Here is a 17,370-nt window from a genome sequence, read left to right as displayed (position 1 = left end):
CGCGAAACGCCGGTCTTGCACCGTGCGTTGCCCTCAGCCGTGCTCGAACAGGATTCCCCCATGACTTCCGCTCGCCGTTTTCATGTCACTCCGCTGGCGCTTGCGCTGGCCACGCTGCTTCCAGTCATGGCCTCTGCTGCCACACCGGTTGCCGATCCGGTGGCCGTTGCAGATGCGCCGGTAGCCGATGCCCCGGCCCCCATGGCCGATGCCGCTACCAATGCTACCCAGCTGGATGCGGTCAACGTGGTATCACAAGGCAGTACGCGCCAGGTGCAGCGCATCAGCCGGCAGGACATCGAGCAGCTGACACCCGGCAGCAGCGCATTCAAGGCAGTGGAGAAACTGCCGGGCGTGCAGTTCCAGGCGGCAGATCCATTCGGTACCTACGAGTGGTCCACGCAGGTGACCCTGCATGGCTTCGATCAAAGCCGCCTGGGGTACACGCTCGACGGCATTCCGCTCGGCAACATGAGCTACGGCGTGACCAACGGCTTGCACATCACGCGTGCCATCATTTCGGAAAACCTCGGTTCGGTGGAGATCGCGCAAGGCGCCGGCGCGCTCGGCACCGCGTCCAACACCAATCTCGGCGGCACGATGCAGTTCTACTCGGCCGATCCGCAGACCACGCCCGGCGCGCGGCTGGTGCAGACAGTGGGCAGCGATGCAACGCGTCGCACCTTCGTGCGTGCAGACACCGGCGATCGCGATGGGTTGTCGGCGTATCTGTCTTACGCCAATGCCAGCACCGACAAGTGGAAGGGCTACGGCGATCAGACATCCGAGCAGGCCAATCTCAAGACGGTCTACCAATGGGGCGACGGCAACCGCCTGAGCCTGTTCGTGGATACCTCGCGGCGCAAGGAATACGACTACATGGATCTGTCGTTGACCAGCCAGCGCGCGATCGGCTGGGACTTCGACTACCTGCAGCCGGATTGGGCCACCGCCGTGCAGATGGCACGCGCGTATCAGAACACCGGCGCCACCAGTGGCGTGGCCAACGGCTACCCGCAATCGCTGGCGGGTCTGCCCGACGACTACAGCTGGCTCGATGCCAGCTATTACGCCGGCGGCGGCCTGCGTCGCGACAACCTGGCGGGCTTGTCGGGCACATTCGTGTTCGGCGGCGCAACGCTCGATGCAACCGGGTACTACCACGGCAATCGCGGCGAAGGCCAATGGGTGACGCCGTACGTGCGTACTTCTGCACAGATTCCACTGTCGATGCGCACCACCGACTACGGCATGGATCGCTTCGGCGGCACCAGCGCCCTGAAGTGGTCGTGGGGCAATCACGATCTGGAAGTGGGCGCATGGGCAGAAAACGCGCGCACCTCGCAGGGCCGCAACTACTTCGCGCTCGGCAACGAGGGATATACCTCGCTGTACAACGTGTACGAAGCGCAGACCCCGTTCCGCCGCGACTTCCTGCAGCGCTACAGCACGCAGACCCGCATGTTGTACTTGCAGGACACCGTGCGCCTGCTCGACGACCGACTGACCCTGAATTACGGCGCCAAGGCGCTCAGCACCACCACGCGCGCGCAATCGCTGGTACCGACCACCGCACTGGCACAAGGCCGCATTCGCGCCGAAGAGAATTTCCTGCCGCAGCTGGGCATCAACTACAAGCTCGACGACCGTCAGGACCTCTACGCGTCCTACAGCAAGAACATCGCGGCCTTCGGCTTCACTCCGTTCGGCACCTCGCAGGCAGCGTTCGACCGCAGCCGCTCCACGCTGGAGCCGGAAGAATCGCAGACCGTGCAGGTGGGCTATCGCGTGCAGGATGCGCAGTTCCAGCTCTCGGCCGATGCCTACTTCACCAAGTTCTCCAACCGACTGCTGACCACCTCGCCGTGCACCGCGGTGCAGACCTGCGCGGCGATCCTGAGCAACGTTGGCGCGGTGCATAGCGCCGGCGCGGATCTGGCATTGCTGTGGCGCCCGGCCGAAGGCCTGAGCTGGTTGAACTCGCTCTCGTGGAACCGCTCGCGTTACCAGGACAATTACCTCAACAACGGCGTCGTGGCCACATCGGGCAAGGACGTGGTCGGCATCCCGGCGTTGATGTTCTCTTCCAGCGCTAGCTACCAGATCGGCAACTTGCGCCTGGATCTGGATGGCAAGTACGTGGACAAGCGCTACATCACCTTCCTCAACGACTCGCAGGTGCCGTCGTACTGGCTGTTCAATGCCGGCGCGCGTTACGACTTCGGCCGTGTCGGCGGGGTAGCGGACGTGGCACTGGCGCTCAACGTCACCAACCTCACCGACAAACGCTACTTCGCCAGCACCGGCACCAACGGCTATGTCGCCTCCGATCCGGATGGCTACAACCAGACCATGGTGGTCGGCGCACCGCGGCAGTACTTCATGAGCCTGGATGTGAAGTTCTAAGCAGCCGATGACGACTCCGCAACCGCCTCACCTCGCTTGGGGGCAGACGGTACGCCAGGTGCGCCATAGGCGCGCTTGCCGTGAAGTATCTGGCCTCAAGCGCGGACCGGGCCGGACAGGGGAGCGGAGCTTAGGCAGGTTTGAGGTTGGGCAAGACCGATGATTCGCCTTGGCAGTGCGTAGCGACGCGCCTGCCATCACAGGCGACGCCAGATCCCTGCGGCGCCATCGTCCTGCGCCGAAGTGCCACCTTCATCCCACAAGGCGAGGACTGCATCGGCCCTGCCCTGCTCATCGCCGTCGGCCACCACGTCCCTTCCTGCACCGCCGCATGGAATACAGGCCGCGATGCCTATAATCGCCGACTTACTTTCACTCAGCAGGCCCCGCCAGATGGCGCAGACGATGAAGGCGCTGGTCAAGCGCGAAGCGAACAAAGGCATCTGGCTGGAACGGGTGCCCGTGCCGGCGCCCGGCCCCAACGACGTGCTGATCAAGCTGGAAAAGACCGCTATTTGCGGCACCGATCTGCACATCTACCTGTGGGACGAGTGGAGCCAGCGCACCATCACCCCTGGCCTGACCATCGGCCATGAGTTCGTCGGCCGCGTGGCCGAGCTCGGTTCGGCGGTGACCGGTTACCAGGTCGGCCAGCGCGTGTCGGCCGAAGGCCACATCGTGTGCGGACACTGCCGCAACTGCCGCGGCGGCCGCCCGCATCTGTGTCCCAACACCGTGGGCATCGGCGTCAACGTCAACGGCGCGTTCGCCGAATACATGGTGATGCCGGCCAGCAACCTATGGCCGATTCCCGACCAGATTCCCTCCGAGCTGGCCGCGTTCTTCGATCCCTACGGCAACGCCGCGCACTGCGCGCTGGAATTCGACGTCATCGGCGAAGACGTGTTGATCACCGGTGCCGGCCCGATCGGGATCATTGCCGCCGGCATCTGCAAACACATCGGTGCGCGCAATGTGGTGGTCACCGACGTCAACGATTTCCGCCTCAAGCTGGCCGCCGACATGGGCGCCACGCGCGTGGTCAACGTTTCCAAGACCTCGCTCAAGGACGTCATGGCCGACCTGCACATGGAGGGCTTCGACGTCGGTCTGGAAATGAGCGGCAACCCACGCGCGTTCAACGACATGCTCGATTGCATGTACCACGGCGGCAAGATCGCCATGCTCGGCATCATGCCGCGCGGCGCCGGTTGCGACTGGGACAAGATCATCTTCAAGGGCCTCACCGTGCAGGGTATCTACGGCCGCAAGATGTATGAGACCTGGTACAAGATGACGCAGCTGGTGCTGTCTGGTTTTCCGCTGCACAAGGTGCTGACCCATCAGCTGCCGATCGACGATTTCCAGAAGGGCTTCGACCTGATGGAAGAAGGCAAGGCCGGCAAGGTCGTGTTGAGCTGGAATTGATCGGCTGACACTGCAGAGACGCAAAAGGCGCCGCGGGGCGCCTTTTGTATTTCCGTCTCCAGAAGTGCCGACGAACGCAGCGAGCAATTCTCGAGTGCGAACGGAGCACGTTAAGAAACGCGGGGTTGGCGAGCATCCAGAGAACGCTCAGCAGATCGAATGCCTTGCTTGCGAGGATGGGCAGACGAGGATCCCGCAGTCGACACACGAATCAGCCGCTCTGCAAGTGATCGATCCGCACACTGCAATCACTGGAATACAAACGAATCAAACTCTCGAAGTGCTGACGTCGTTGGGGAATAGAGGCAGAAGCCCCAAGGCGCCATGCTCCCGCATCACCACGACTCCGCTCATCGTCGGAGTCGCTTCGGTCAATCGCCCTTACGGCCAGGTCACCGTCGCTGTAGCCACCAGATGATTCTGCGAATTCTGGCGACCGAAGCCGAATTCTGCCGCCTTGCTGGTGTCGTAATAGCCCACACTCAGACCGAGCGGACCGAAGGTCTTGCCCACGTTCACGCCGAAGTCGTTGTAGTCGTGGTCCACCTGGCTGAGCGCCGAGGTATAGACGGTGTGCCCTGCATGCGCGCCGATGGTGAAATCGTGCGGCAACGGCCAGTTGGCATCCAGCGCGTAGTAATAGCCGTCCGTATCGGTGCCATACAAATCGTTGGTGTAGGCGACGGTCAAGCTATAGGTCTTCAAGAACGTGGTCTTGGTGATCAGCTCGGCGTAACTTGTGGCGCCCGCACCCGGATACTGATAGCGATTCACCATCACATCGAAGTCCCACCGGGTACCGAGCTCGGCGTTGTAGCCGACGAAGCCGTCCACTTCCCAATCCGGGTCGCCCTCGCCGACGTCGATGTTGGAGCCCCAGGTCCCGACATAGAAGCCGTGCGGAAGCTTGTAGGTCAATCCCGCCTGAAACGCAGGTTCTTCGTTGGTCTGCGAGATACCACGGAACAGGTAATCGCTGGTCACGGCGAAAGTGCCGCTCAACGGCGATGCGGGCGCATCTGCGTCCTGTGCCTGCGCAAGCGGCGCAACGCCTAACAGCAGCAACGACAGATAACAAGCGAGCGAGGACGACTTCATGGGCATCTCCTGGAGCGATGAGCGATGGAATGGCGCGGAGCGAGACTGCAATGACTTATTTAGTCCAGCCGTCATTGCAGTGCAACATAAAACTCGCGTTCGCTTGATCCAGCGCACACACTCACACGCCGATGCGCGAATCAGACACTCATTGCATCGACCGATTGCGCCGAATCTTGAGGTGCGAGATCTGAAATTCGGAATTTGGGATTCGTCACAGCGAAAGCGAAAACACGTCTGCACGTTTCTTCCCGGTAGGCCCATCTCCGTCAACGCTCCTTACGCGGGAAATACCCCGTACTGCCGAGCTGCCAGCCGTAGCTGTTGCCCTGGCTGAAAACTTCCCGCCGAGGCCGGCAGTTCCACTTCCACTTCGTTGCCTGCCGGTTCCAGTGTTGCGCGCAGACGCAAGCGCGCGCCGCTGCGCTGCGACCACGCCACCGTCGCCGGCCAGCCGGCGTCGTCGGGCACCAGATCTTCCGGCCGCACATACACCTCGACCGGCCCTGCTGCCAACGCGCTATTCGCCAAGGGCAATGCGTGTCCAGCCACCTGGATCTGCCCTTGCGCCAGCACACCGGGAATGCGGTTCACCGCACCCACGAACGAATACACGAACGGCGAGGCTGGCTTGTCGTAGATCATCGCCGGGGTGTCGAGCTGCTCGATGCGGCCACGGTTGAGGATGGCGACACGGTCGGCCAGTTCCAGCGCTTCTTCCTGGTCGTGGGTCACGAACACCGTGGTCAAACCGGTCTGCTCGTGCAACGCGCGCAGCCAGCGACGCAGGTCGCGGCGCACCTGCGCATCCAGCGCGCCGAATGGTTCGTCCAGCAGCAACACGCGCGGCTCGATCGCCAACGCACGCGCCAGCGCCACACGCTGCCGCTGCCCGCCGGACAACTGGGTCGGGTAGCGCTGCTCCAGGCCTTGCAGCTGCACCAGCGCCAGCAGTTCTTCCACCCGCGCACGGATGCGCGCTTCGGCCCAGCGCTCGTTGCCGCGGCGCACCCGCAGCCCGAAGGCGATGTTCTCGAACACGTCCATATGCTTGAACAGGGCGTAATGCTGGAACACGAAGCCGACCCGACGCGATTGCACGCTCATGCGGGTGGCATCTTCGTCACCGAACAGCACCTGCCCGCCATCGGCATGCTCCAGCCCGGCCATGATCCGCAGCAACGTGGTCTTGCCCGAGCCCGAAGGCCCAAGCAGGGCCAGCAACTCGCCCTGGCGCACATCCAGGGTGATGTCGTCCAGGGCGGTGAAGGTCTCGAACTGCTTGCGCAGGCGGTGGATGCGGATGCCCATGGTCACCTCAATGGCGGTGGTTGGCGGCCAGCGCATCGCCGTGCCGCCATTCCAGATATGTCTTCAGCGCCAGCGTCAGCAGCGCGGTCAATGCCAGCAGCGACGCGCACGCAAATGCGGCGCTGTAGGCGTATTCGTTGTAGAGAATTTCCACATGCAGCGGCAGCGTATTGGTGCGCCCGCGGATATGCCCGGACACCACCGACACCGCACCGAACTCGCCCATCGCACGCGCCGCGCACAACAACACGCCATACAACAGGCCCCAGCGGATATTGGGCAAGGTCACCCGCCAGAACATCTGCCAGCCGTTCGCACCCAGACTCAGTGCCGCCAGTTCTTCGTCGCTGCCCTGCTGCTCCATCAGCGGCATCAACTCGCGCGCGATGAAGGGAAATGTCACGAACGTGGTCGCCAGCACGATGCCCGGCAGCGCGAACACGATCCGCGGCAGCTGAATCACGAACTCGCCCAGCGCCGGCAGTTGCAGATGCCAGCCTTCGTCGATCAATGGCCAGGCCCAGCCGCTGCGCCCGAAGATCAGCACGAAGATCAATCCCGCCACCACCGGCGACACCGAAAACGGCAGGTCGATCAGGCTGACCAGCAAGCGTTTGCCCCAGAACTGATGCTTGCTGATGGCCCATGCGGCGGCCACCCCGAACACCAGATTCAACGGCAGCACGATCGCCGTCACCAGCAAGGTGAGCTTGATCGCCGACAGCGCGTCCGGGTCGACCACTGCACGCAGGAAGGTCTCCCAACCGCCACGCAATGCCTCGGCGAACACCAGTACCAGCGGCAGCAGCAGAAACGCCAGCAGAAAGAGCAACGCACCCAGAATCATCAGCCATTGCGCCCAACGCGGCTCATTGGTGGCCGAATCGGTGATGCGACGCGCCTGCTCGGTCATTGCACGTGTCTGCAACATGGAGGGCAACGAGGAAACAGCATCAGTCATGCCGGCCTCCGTTGATAGCGCAACAGGCGTGCCTGCAGCGTATTGACCACCAGCAAAATCACGAACGACAGCAACAACATCGCCGCGGCAATGGCGGTGGCGCCGGCGTAATCGAACTCTTCCAGCCGGATGGTGATCAGTAGTGGCGCGATCTCGGTGGAATTGGGCAGGTTGCCGGCAATGAAGATCACCGAGCCGTACTCGCCCACACCGCGCGCAAAGGCCAGCGCGAATCCGGTCAGAACCGCCGGCCACACCCCCGGCAGCACCACCCGCCACACCGTCTGCCAGCGCGAGGCGCCCAATGTGGCAGCGGCAGCCTCCATTTCACGATCGCTCTCGGCCAGCACCGGCTGCACCACCCGCACCACGAACGGCAGGCCGACGAACACCAACGCCAGCACGATCCCCAACTGCGTGTAAGCCACCTTGATGCCGATCGCCTCCAGCCAGCGGCCGACCCAACCGTTGCCGCCGTACAGCGCGGTCAGCGCAATGCCGGCCACTGCCGTCGGCAACGCGAATGGCAGATCGATCACCGCATCGAAGAAGCGCTTGCCCGGAAACTGGTAGCGCACGAATACCCACGCCACCCAGGTACCCATCACCGCATTGAAGGCGCCCGCAGCAAGTGCAGTACCGAAGCTCAGCCGCAACGCCGACAGCACGCGCGGCTCGCTCCATACCCGCCACAGACCGTCCCAGCCCAGGCCGCTGGTCTTGATGAAGATGCCCAGCAGCGGGATCAGCACAATCAGACCAAGCCAGGTCAAGGTAATCCCCAGACTCAGGCCCAGCCCCGGCATCACGCGTCGGCGCGATGCCGGGGCTGGGTGGGGGGCAACCGACATCGACATCGTCTACTTGTTGGCCTGGATCTGGTCGAACACGCCACCGTCGGCGAAGTGCTCCTGCTGCGCCTTCTCCCACGAGCCGAACGCCTCCTGGATGGTCACCAGCTTGATGTCCGGAAAGCGCGCCATGTCGGCGAGGTCGGCAAATTCCGGATGCCGTGGGCGATAGAAATGCTTGGCTGCCAGCTTCTGCCCTTCCGGTGCGTACAGATAGCGCAGGTAGGCTTCGGCCACATCGCGCGTGCCATGCTTGTCGACGTTCTTGTCGACCAACGCCACCGATGGCTCGGCCAGGATCGACAACTTCGGCACCACGATCTCGAATTTGTCCTTGCCCAGTTCTTCGCGCGCCAGCAGCGCCTCGTTTTCCCAGGCCAGCAGCACATCGCCGATGCCACGCTGCACGAACGTGGTGGTCGCGCCGCGCGCGCCGGTATCCAGCACCGGCACATTGCGGAACAACGCCTGCATGTAGCGCAGGATGCGCTCGCGGTCGCCCTTGAAGATGTGGTCGGCGTAGGCCCAGGCGGCCAGATAGTTCCAGCGCGCGCCACCGGAGGTCTTCGGGTTCGGCGTCACCACCGCCGCGCCCGAGCGCAGCAGGTCCGGCCAGTCGTGGATGTTCTTCGGGTTGCCCTTGCGCACCAGAAACACAATGGTCGAGGTGTACGGCGCACTGTTGTCGGGCAGGCGTTTTTCCCAAGCGGTATCGATCAGCTTGGCCTTCTGCGCGATGGCATCCACGTCGTAGGCCAGCGCCAGGGTCACTACGTCGGCTTCGATGCCGTCGATCACCGCGCGCGCCTGCTTGCCCGAGCCGCCGTGCGAGGTCTCCACGGTCACCGTGTCCTGCGGATGCTGCTGTTTCCAATGTGCCGCAAAGGCGCTGTTGTAGTCGCGGTAGAACTCGCGGGTAGGGTCGTAGCTCACGTTGAGCAGCCCGATCTCGCGTGCGCCTGCCGGGCCGGCCAGGACCAGCAGCATGCAAAGAAGGGAAGCAAAACGGAAACGGGGGTATGTCACGACGATCTCCTGGCCGGTTGAGCGTGGCTGAACCGCAAGCATGCCATGCTGCGCAGCGTCACGCAGGCGGTGAAATGACATCAGCGCCGCTGCTTATGCCGATTTTGCATGACATAGTGGTATGCCGCCGTGATCGTTAAAATTGCGCTTCTCTCTGCCACTGCGACCGCCATGACCACCGCCCCCGCCGCGCTGACCGCCCATTACGCCGCCGAACTGGATGCCATCCGGGCGCAGGGCCTGTTCAAGACCGAGCGCATCATCACCGGCCCGCAGTCGGCCGAGATCACCCTGGCCGATGGCTGCCGCGTACTGAATTTCTGCGCCAACAACTACCTGGGCCTGGCCGACCATCCGGACATCATCCAGGCCGCCAAGGATGCGCTGGACACGCATGGTTTCGGCATGGCGTCGGTGCGTTTCATCTGCGGCACCCAGGATTTGCACAAGCAGCTCGAACGCACCATCGCCGCGTTCTTCGGCACCGAAGACACCATTTTGTACGCGGCCTGCTTCGATGCCAACGGTGGCCTGTTCGAACCATTGCTGGGCGAGCACGACGCGATCATTTCCGACGCGCTCAACCACGCTTCCATCATCGACGGCGTGCGCCTGTGCAAGGCCAAGCGCTTCCGCTACGCCAACTGCGACATGGCCGACCTGGAAGCGCAGCTGCAGGCCGCCGACGCGGCCGGCTGCAAGACCAAGCTGATCACCAGCGACGGCGTGTTCTCGATGGACGGCTTCATCGCCCCGCTGGACGAGATCACTGCCCTGGCCCGCAAGTACAACGCGCTGGTGCATATCGACGAATGCCATGCCACCGGCTTCCTCGGTGCGACCGGCCGCGGTTCGGCCGAGGTCAAGGGCGTGCTCGACCGCATCGACATCTTCACCGGCACGCTGGGCAAGGCGATGGGTGGAGCGCTGGGCGGCTTCACCACCGCAAAGCGCGAAGTGATCGCGCTGCTGCGCCAGCGTTCGCGCCCCTACCTGTTCTCCAACGCGTTGCCGCCGCACGTGGTGGCCGCCGGCATCAAGGCCTTCGAGATGCTGGACGCGGCCGGCGAGCTGCGCATGCAGCTGGTCGAAAACACGCGCTACTTCCGCGAGCGCATGACCGCCGCCGGCTTCGATATCAAACCGGGCGTGCATCCGATCAGCCCGGTGATGCTGTACGACGCCCCACTGGCGCAGAAGTTCGCCGAGCGCTTGCTGGAAGAAGGCATCTACGCGATCGGATTCTTCTTCCCGGTGGTGCCCAAGGGCCAGGCGCGCATCCGCACCCAGATCAGCGCCGCGCATACGCGTGGGCACCTGGATCAAGCGATCGAGGCGTTCATCAAGATCGGGCGCGAACTCAAGGTCATCGACGCCTGAGCATGCGCACCGTGCTGCGCCAACGGCTGCTGCTGGCGGCGCAGACCGATGCGCAGGCGCAATTGCTCGACGGTCGTTGGGAGACGCGCTGCCTGCACTGCCGTCGGCGTCTGCAGGTGCGCGCCGATGGCGAACCACTTGGCCACACCACGCTCGAACACGTGGTGCCGCAGGCCTGGTTCGGTCGTCGCGCAGCGGCGTCGCTGTGCGCGTTGGTGGGCAAGGACGCCAACGATGCGCGCAATCTGGCGCTGGCCTGCGCCGGCTGCAATCACGCCAAGGGCCGCCGTCACGATGCCAACGGTGCCGGCGATGCACGCGCTTACGAAGTGGTGAGCGCCCTGCTCAGCACGCGCCTGGCGCGCTGGCGGGCGCCGGCAGCAACGCTCTGACTTCCTCGGCGCTCAGCATCCGCCATGCGCCTTTGCCGAGTTCACCCATTGCCAGCGGACCGATCGCCACACGCATCAGCCGCAGCACCCCGATGTCCGCTGCGGCCAACAGCCGCCGGATCTGCCGGTTGCGGCCTTCGTCCAATACGATTTCCAGCCAGGCGTTGCGCTCGCCTTCGCGCAGCACGCTGATCCGCCTGGCACGCAACGGCACACCTTCGCCCGCAGGATCGGGATCGATCACCCCCGCCTGCAACTGCGCCAGCTGCTCGGCACTGGGGCGGCAATCGATCTGCACGTGATAGGTCTTGTCCGGCCCGGTCGCCGGATCGGTGACCGTCGCCGCCCACTGTGGGTCGTTGCTGAAAAGCAGCAGGCCTTCGCTGGCCTTGTCCAAGCGCCCGACCGGTGCGATCCACGGCAACCCGGCGCCATCGAAACAGCGATAGACCGTGTCCCTGCCCTGCTCATCGCGCACGCTGGTGACCACGCCGCGCGGCTTGTTGAGCATCACGTAGAAACGCGCCGGCCCCGCCAGCGGCTGCCCGTCGACAGTGATGGACGACTGCTGATCGGCGCGTATCGGGAACTCGGGGTCGTGCACCAAGCGTGCCGACACGCTAACGCGACCATCGGCAATCCAGCGCGCCGCTTCTGTGCGCGAACACACGCCCAGCTTGGACAACACGCGCGCCAGCCCATGGCGTGGCGCGGCATCGGCGACCGCGGACGCGCGCAGCCCACCTGCCGCACCCGGACCACGCTGAGGTTGCCGGGACGTTCCCGGCGCAGGCCGCCGGGGCATGCCGTCCCGACCGCGCGGCTTACTTGTTTTCGACCGACTTGGCGTCGGTCGCAGGTGGGACGGGTGCGGCCGCTGCTGGTGCCGCGCCAGCGGCTGGACGTGCCTTGACCACGCGCACACCGCGCGCCTTCATCCAGGCATCGAATTCTTCTGCCGTCATGCGCTTGCCGTTCTGGCTCATGTCGAAGCGCCACGGAGTGTTGTCGAACGCCGTCGTGGCCTTGTAGGCAGCCGGGTCGTTCGGGTTGACGGTGCCGCCGGGCGGAATGACCTTGGCAAGATCCTGGCAGCCCTCCACGCGCAGGCGCAGCAGCACGCGGTCCACCGACTGGTCGCTGCTATAGGGCTGGGCCAGCACGCCGGTGGGCATGCCCAGCTGCACGCTGCGGGTATAGAACTCGGCAGCCGCCGGTGCGACAACGGTAGCGGGCAACGGCAGCGGCTGGGACATCTTGCTAGCGCAGTTCGGAGCGGCGTAGGCAGCGGGAATCAGAGCGAGACAGAGCAGTCCTGCCGTAGCGGTACGCAGCATCGGGTTCTTCCAAGTATGAGTGTGGTGTTGACGCGGCGAGTGTAGGCAGCGATGAACGCTGTTTCAACAGGAACCGTGCCTGGATGACAACGCAGACAGGATCAGCACCGCTTGAGCGCGCTTTTCCGGGGGCTATTTTCCGGGGGCTATATAGACAAAACCCGGCACAAGGCCGGGTTTTGTGTGTAGCAAAGCTAGCGGTCCAATTAGTTCTGGACGTTCAGCTCGGTACGACGGTTCTTCGCACGACCTTCCGGATTGTCGGAACCATCCGGGTTGGTGTTCGGAGCAATCGGACGGCTCTCGCCGTAGCCGATCGGGCCGACCAGACGCGACGCATCGACGCCATTCTTGGTCAGGTAGTCGTACACGGTGGTCGCACGACGCTCGGACAGCTTCTGGTTGTACGCGTCGGTACCCTTCGAGTCGGTGTGACCTGCAACCTCGACCTTCAGGTCGGGGTAACGCTTCAGGATCTCGGTCGCTTCGCTCAGGATCGAGACGGCATCCGGACGCAGGGTCGACTTGTTGAAGTCGAAGTTCACGCCCTTCAGGTCGATCGAGACAGGAACCGGGCAACCGTCCGGACCGATGGTCTGACCAGGCTGCGAAGCCGGGCACTTGTCGTCGCAGTTGTTGACGCCGTCACCGTCGTCATCCAGGTCTGCGCAGCTCGGAGCAACCGGAGCCGGAGCCGGCGGCGGAGCGGTCGACGGAGCCGGTCCCAACGGGATCACGACGCCGACCGACGCCAGCACGTCGCCGAAGAAGTTCTGGTTATCACCATTGCGGCTGAACAAGGTGCGGTCAGGTGCAATGACCGAGTTGTCGTTGAAGTCAGCACGGTAGGCCACTTCGGCACGCACGGCGACGCGCTTCTCGAAGGTTGTCTGCAGACCGACACCGACCTTGGCGGCAAAGTTGCCGTCCTTCTGCTGGCCCGGCGACACCGGGTTCGGAGATGCGTCGAACTCTTCTTCCGAACGCTGATAGCCCAGACCGAACAGCAGGTAGGGGTTCCAGCCGCGGCCTTCCTGGATGAAGTGGCGACGCAGGTCGAACGAAATACCGTACTGGCTCCAGTTCAGATCCTGGTTGGCATCGAAGTTCGGGTTCTGATAGTTCAGTTCACCGTCGATCGACCAGTTCGGGCTGACGAACTTGCCCAAACCCAGGGTCACGAACGGAGCATCATTGGTCTGACGATCGCTGTCCTGGAAGTTGAAGCCAGCGCTACCGGTCAGGTACCAACGGTCATCGAACTCCTGCGCGGATGCAGCCTGGGCAACTGCCAGACCGCCGAGCAACGCGGCAGTGAGAATTTTCTTGTTCATTTATACAGCTCCTTCTTTGGGAGATAAACCGATAGAGGCGTTGTTCTTGGTAAAGATGCTCGTCACATCCAGAGCCATCGGGGCGCAGATTAAGCCGGCGTCAGTGAAGATCGCGTTAACGGTCATATAACATGTGAAAGTGATCAATAGGTCCGGCAATCTCAGGCAATACTACGTATACAGTTTCATGAAGGAAAGGACCTGGCACCCAGTTCGGGGATCTCGCATGCATGAACCGCAGCCCACTTAAGCCATTTGAATACGGTTTCAAGCTAACAGATTTTTAGCGTTCCGCGCCTTACTGAAAACACATTGGTGAACGCAAAGCCCCGTCCGAGCTGAATTGTGGGATTGAGAGTTGCACACAATTCGCGCCACAACGCACCCTGAACTTCCCGCTCAGGAGCGCTCCGATGAAAGCCGTCGCCCTCACCCGCCATCTTCCGATCGACGACCCCGAGTCGTTACTTGACATGGAGCTTCCGACGCCGGCAGCGCCCTCTGGTCATGACGTATTGGTGCGGGTGGAGGCGATCTCGGTGAATCCAGTCGACACAAAGGTGCGCGCGCCCAAGCCGCAACCGCTGCAGTCGCCGAAGATCCTGGGCTACGACGCAGCTGGGGTGATCGAGGCGGTCGGCCCGGAGGTCACTGCCTTTGCAGTCGGCGACGAGGTCTATTACGCCGGCGATATCGGGCGGCCAGGCAGCAATGCGCAGTACCAGCTGGTGGACGCGCGCATCGCCGGATGCAAACCGACCTCGCTCAGCTTCGCGCAGGCGGCCGCGCTGCCACTGACCACCCTGACGGCGTGGGAGCTGTTGTTCCAGCGCATGCCCTTCTCATTCGACGGCGCACGCAATCGCGGCAAGCATTTGCTGATCATCGGCGGCGCGGGCGGCGTGGGTTCCATCGCGATCCAGCTGGCGCGGCATGCCGGCTTTACGGTGATTGCCACCGCCTCGCGCCCGGAGAGCATCGAGTGGGTACGCCAAATGGGCGCGCACCATGTGATCGATCATCACCAACCGCTGCAGCCGCAACTGCAGGCACTTGGCATGGACACAGTGGATGCAGCGCTCAATCTGGCCGACACCGACCGCTACTGGCAGCCACTGGGCGAGGTGCTGGCGCCGCAGGGGCATGTGGGCCTGATCGTGGAGCCGCGCGGGCCGCTGTCGATCGGCGACCCGTACAAATCCAAGTGCATCGGCATCCATTGGGAACTGATGTTCACACGCGCGCGCTACGCGACCGACGATATGGTCGAGCAGCACCGCATTCTCAACCGGGCGGCCAGCCTGATCGATGCCGGCGAGCTACGGACGACACATACCGAAACGCTGTCGCCAATCAATGCGCAGCACCTGCGCGAGGCGCATCGTCGACTGGAGAGCGGCAGCACGATCGGCAAGCTGGTGCTGGCGGGCTGGTAATACGCCAGCTGGGTTGGGCGCGTTGGCGCACAGCGTCTGCGTGCGCAAAGCGCCTGCGCATCGGGACGCGGCCGGTGCGAGCGGTAGCGGAGCGAGTTGCCGACCGGGCATCTGCCGGACCCGGCGGCAGCGCTGGATGCGGGAGGACTTGCCGCCAGATCCGTTTGCCGGCATCGTGCGCACTCCGTACGCCAGCGTATCCATATCATGTCGCCCGCCACCGGCCCGTCCGTCGCACCTTTTCCCCATCTGTTCGCCCCGCTCGATCTGGGCTTCACGCAAGTGCGCAACCGCGTCCTGATGGGATCGATGCACACAGGCCTGGAAGACCGTGCACGCGACTTCCCAAAGCTGGCGGCATATTTCGCCGAGCGCGCTGCCGGCGGGGTGGGCCTGATCGTGACCGGCGGGTTTTCGCCGAATGTGGTGGGCTGGCTCAAGCCGTTCGGTGGCAAGTTGTCGTGGCCCTGGGAAGTCCGCCCGCATCGCCAGGTCACCCGCGCCGTGCACGAACACGGGGCCAAGATCTGCCTGCAGTTGCTGCATGCCGGGCGCTATGCCTACCACCCGCTGTCGGTGGCGCCGTCCAGGCTCAAGGCACCGATCAATCCGTTCACTCCACGCGCCTTGTCGGCCCGTGCCGTGGACCGGCAGATCGCCGCGTATGCGCGCGCGGCGCGGCTGGCGCGCGAGGCGGGCTACGACGGTGTCGAGGTGATGGGCTCGGAAGGCTATTTGATCAACGAATTCACCGCCGCACGCACCAATCAACGCAGCGATGCCTGGGGCGGCGATGCCACCAAGCGCATGCGGTTTGCGGTGGAAATCGTGCGGCGCATCCGTGAAGCCTGCGGGCCGGACTTCATCATCATCTACCGGCTGTCGCTGGTGGATCTGGTCGAAGACGGCAACCAGTGGCAGGACATCCTGGCGCAGGCGCAAGCGATCGAAGCGGCCGGCACGACCATCATCAATTCCGGCATCGGCTGGCACGAAGCCCGCATTCCCACCATCGCGACCTCGGTGCCGCGCGCCGCGTTTGCCGGCGTCACTGCCAAGCTCAAGCCGCATCTGCGCGTTCCGGTGGTGGCGACCAACCGTATCAACATGCCGGAAGTGGCCGAACGCATCCTGGCCGACGGTGCCGCAGACATGGTGTCACTGGCACGGCCGCTGCTGGCCGACCCGCAATGGACCAACAAGGCGCGCGCCGGGCAGTCGCACACCATCAACACGTGTATCGCCTGCAATCAGGCCTGCCTGGATCACGTGTTCGACAACAAGCTGGCCACCTGCCTGGTCAATCCGCGCGCCGCGCACGAAACCGAACTCAACTACACACCGACTACCGCGCCCAAACGCATTGCCGTGGTTGGCGCAGGCCCGGCCGGCCTGGCCTGCGCGACGGTGGCAGCGGAACGTGGGCACCAGGTGACTTTGTTCGATGCAAGCGATGCGATCGGCGGGCAGTTCAATGTCGCCAAACGCATCCCGGGCAAGGAAGAATTCAACGAGACCTTGCGCTACTTCGGCCACCGCATCGAAGCCACTGGCGTGCAGCTGCGCTTGAACACCCGCGTGCAGGCCGCCGATCTGAAAGACTTCGACGAGATCGTGCTGGCGACCGGCATCGAACCACGCAAGGTGGATTTCCCCGGTGCCGATCATCCGATGGTGGTCAGCTATCTCGATGTCGTGCTGGGCCGCCACGTGGCCGCCGACAAGGTGGCGATCATCGGTGCGGGCGGTATTGGCTTTGATGTCGGCGAGTTTCTGGTGCACACCGGTGAATCGCCTTCGCTGGATCCGCAGCGCTGGATGGCCGAATGGGGCGTGGATCCGAGCTTCGAAGCACGTGGGGCGTTGACCAGGCCGCAGCCCGAGCGGCCTGCCCGTCAGGTCTGGCTGTTGCAGCGCAGCCCCGGCAAACCCGGCGCGCGGCTGGGCAAGACCACCGGCTGGATCCACCGCGCGACGCTCAAGGCCAAGGGCGTCAAGATGCTCGGCGGCGTGGAATATCTCGGGGTGGACGATGCCGGCCTGCACATTCGCGTGGACGGCAGCGAACAGTTGCTCGACGTCGGCACGGTGGTTGTGTGCGCCGGGCAGGAGCCCCGCCGCGAATTGCTGGCCGCGCTGCAAGCCAATGGCCAGCAGCCGCATTTGATCGGCGGCGCGGACGTGGCGGCCGAACTGGATGCCAAGCGCGCGATCAACCAGGCGAGTCGGTTGGCCGCGACGCTGTAAAAGGGTTCACCAAAGCGGCGTGACGACGACGCCGCTGCGTTTCAGGGTTCAACGGCATTGCCAACCTGTCTGCGGCATTACAACCCCGACATGCCACGGATGCGGCGTCTTCCGCGCCGATCGTGTTTTTCTCCTATCGTGCGGCTCGGCTATAACCGCTCGC

At 63.9% G+C, this 17,370-nt stretch carries 14 protein-coding genes; 6 read left to right on the top strand and 8 right to left on the bottom strand.

Annotated elements, in window-relative coordinates; genetic code table 11:
* The first annotated feature begins 60 nt into the window (after positions 1 to 60).
* On the top strand, positions 61 to 2,406 hold the full coding sequence (locus XBLMG947_RS01690; protein ID WP_065466100.1) for a TonB-dependent receptor: 2,346 nt from the start codon (positions 61 to 63) through the stop codon (positions 2,404 to 2,406).
* A gap of 393 nt (positions 2,407 to 2,799) precedes the next feature.
* Complete coding sequence (gene tdh / locus XBLMG947_RS01685; protein WP_181093134.1) at positions 2,800 to 3,834, top strand: L-threonine 3-dehydrogenase; 1,035 nt, start codon at positions 2,800 to 2,802, stop codon at positions 3,832 to 3,834.
* A 381-nt stretch (positions 3,835 to 4,215) separates the two neighbouring features.
* Here tdh and XBLMG947_RS01680 read toward each other — a convergent pair whose 3' ends face one another.
* The 5 genes from XBLMG947_RS01680 to XBLMG947_RS01660 form a co-directional block, all read right to left on the bottom strand.
* Positions 4,216 to 4,932 carry a TorF family putative porin gene (locus tag XBLMG947_RS01680; protein ID WP_065466099.1) on the bottom strand — a complete coding sequence of 239 codons (717 nt, stop codon included), beginning with the start codon at positions 4,930 to 4,932 and terminating at the stop codon, positions 4,216 to 4,218.
* A gap of 279 nt (positions 4,933 to 5,211) precedes the next feature.
* On the bottom strand, positions 5,212 to 6,243 hold the full coding sequence (locus tag XBLMG947_RS01675; protein WP_065466188.1) for a sulfate/molybdate ABC transporter ATP-binding protein: 1,032 nt from the start codon (positions 6,241 to 6,243) through the stop codon (positions 5,212 to 5,214).
* 7 nt (positions 6,244 to 6,250) lie between these two features.
* On the bottom strand, positions 6,251 to 7,204 hold the full coding sequence (gene cysW / locus XBLMG947_RS01670) for a sulfate ABC transporter permease subunit CysW (protein ID WP_065466098.1): 954 nt from the start codon (positions 7,202 to 7,204) through the stop codon (positions 6,251 to 6,253).
* Positions 7,201 to 8,061, bottom strand: coding sequence for a sulfate ABC transporter permease subunit CysT (gene cysT, locus XBLMG947_RS01665; protein ID WP_065466097.1), 861 nt, complete (start codon positions 8,059 to 8,061; stop codon positions 7,201 to 7,203). Before cysT ends, cysW begins: the two co-directional genes overlap by 4 nt.
* 3 nt (positions 8,062 to 8,064) lie before the next feature.
* Positions 8,065 to 9,162: a sulfate ABC transporter substrate-binding protein gene (locus tag XBLMG947_RS01660; RefSeq protein ID WP_065466096.1), complete on the bottom strand. Its 1,098-nt coding sequence runs from the start codon at positions 9,160 to 9,162 to the stop codon at positions 8,065 to 8,067.
* A 90-nt stretch (positions 9,163 to 9,252) separates the two neighbouring features.
* Between XBLMG947_RS01660 and kbl the strand changes: the two genes are divergently transcribed.
* Together kbl and XBLMG947_RS01650 are read left to right on the top strand one after the other, a co-directional pair.
* Positions 9,253 to 10,461: a glycine C-acetyltransferase gene (gene kbl, locus XBLMG947_RS01655; RefSeq protein ID WP_065466095.1), complete on the top strand. Its 1,209-nt coding sequence runs from the start codon at positions 9,253 to 9,255 to the stop codon at positions 10,459 to 10,461.
* Positions 10,462 to 10,463: 2 nt separating this feature from the next.
* Positions 10,464 to 10,853, top strand: coding sequence for an HNH endonuclease (locus XBLMG947_RS01650; RefSeq protein WP_065466094.1), 390 nt, complete (start codon positions 10,464 to 10,466; stop codon positions 10,851 to 10,853).
* Here the strand turns inward: XBLMG947_RS01650 and XBLMG947_RS01645 are convergent.
* The 3 genes from XBLMG947_RS01645 to XBLMG947_RS01635 all read right to left on the bottom strand — a co-directional run bounded on the left by XBLMG947_RS01645 (position 10,807) and on the right by XBLMG947_RS01635 (position 13,524).
* A complete protein-coding gene (locus XBLMG947_RS01645) occupies positions 10,807 to 11,658 on the bottom strand; it encodes a pseudouridine synthase (protein WP_065466093.1) in 852 nt (283 codons plus the stop codon). The two genes, XBLMG947_RS01650 and XBLMG947_RS01645, sit on opposite strands and share 47 nt — an antisense overlap.
* A gap of 19 nt (positions 11,659 to 11,677) precedes the next feature.
* A complete protein-coding gene (locus tag XBLMG947_RS01640) occupies positions 11,678 to 12,190 on the bottom strand; it encodes a hypothetical protein (protein ID WP_065466092.1) in 513 nt (170 codons plus the stop codon).
* Between the two features lie 206 nt (positions 12,191 to 12,396).
* Positions 12,397 to 13,524 (bottom strand): OmpA family protein, encoded by a 1,128-nt coding sequence (locus XBLMG947_RS01635; protein WP_065466091.1) that lies wholly within the window; start codon positions 13,522 to 13,524, stop codon positions 12,397 to 12,399.
* A 413-nt stretch (positions 13,525 to 13,937) separates the two neighbouring features.
* Between XBLMG947_RS01635 and XBLMG947_RS01630 the strand changes: the two genes are divergently transcribed.
* Together XBLMG947_RS01630 and XBLMG947_RS01625 are read left to right on the top strand one after the other, a co-directional pair.
* Positions 13,938 to 14,960 carry a zinc-binding alcohol dehydrogenase family protein gene (locus XBLMG947_RS01630; protein WP_065466090.1) on the top strand — a complete coding sequence of 341 codons (1,023 nt, stop codon included), beginning with the start codon at positions 13,938 to 13,940 and terminating at the stop codon, positions 14,958 to 14,960.
* 207 nt (positions 14,961 to 15,167) lie between these two features.
* On the top strand, positions 15,168 to 17,207 hold the full coding sequence (locus XBLMG947_RS01625; RefSeq protein ID WP_065466089.1) for an NADPH-dependent 2,4-dienoyl-CoA reductase: 2,040 nt from the start codon (positions 15,168 to 15,170) through the stop codon (positions 17,205 to 17,207).
* Positions 17,208 to 17,370: the final 163 nt, after the last annotated feature.

Origin of the sequence: Xanthomonas bromi (assembly GCF_900092025.1) — a bacterium.
Lineage (GTDB): Bacteria > Pseudomonadota > Gammaproteobacteria > Xanthomonadales > Xanthomonadaceae > Xanthomonas > Xanthomonas bromi.
This window is presented reverse-complemented; position numbering and strand designations above follow the sequence as displayed.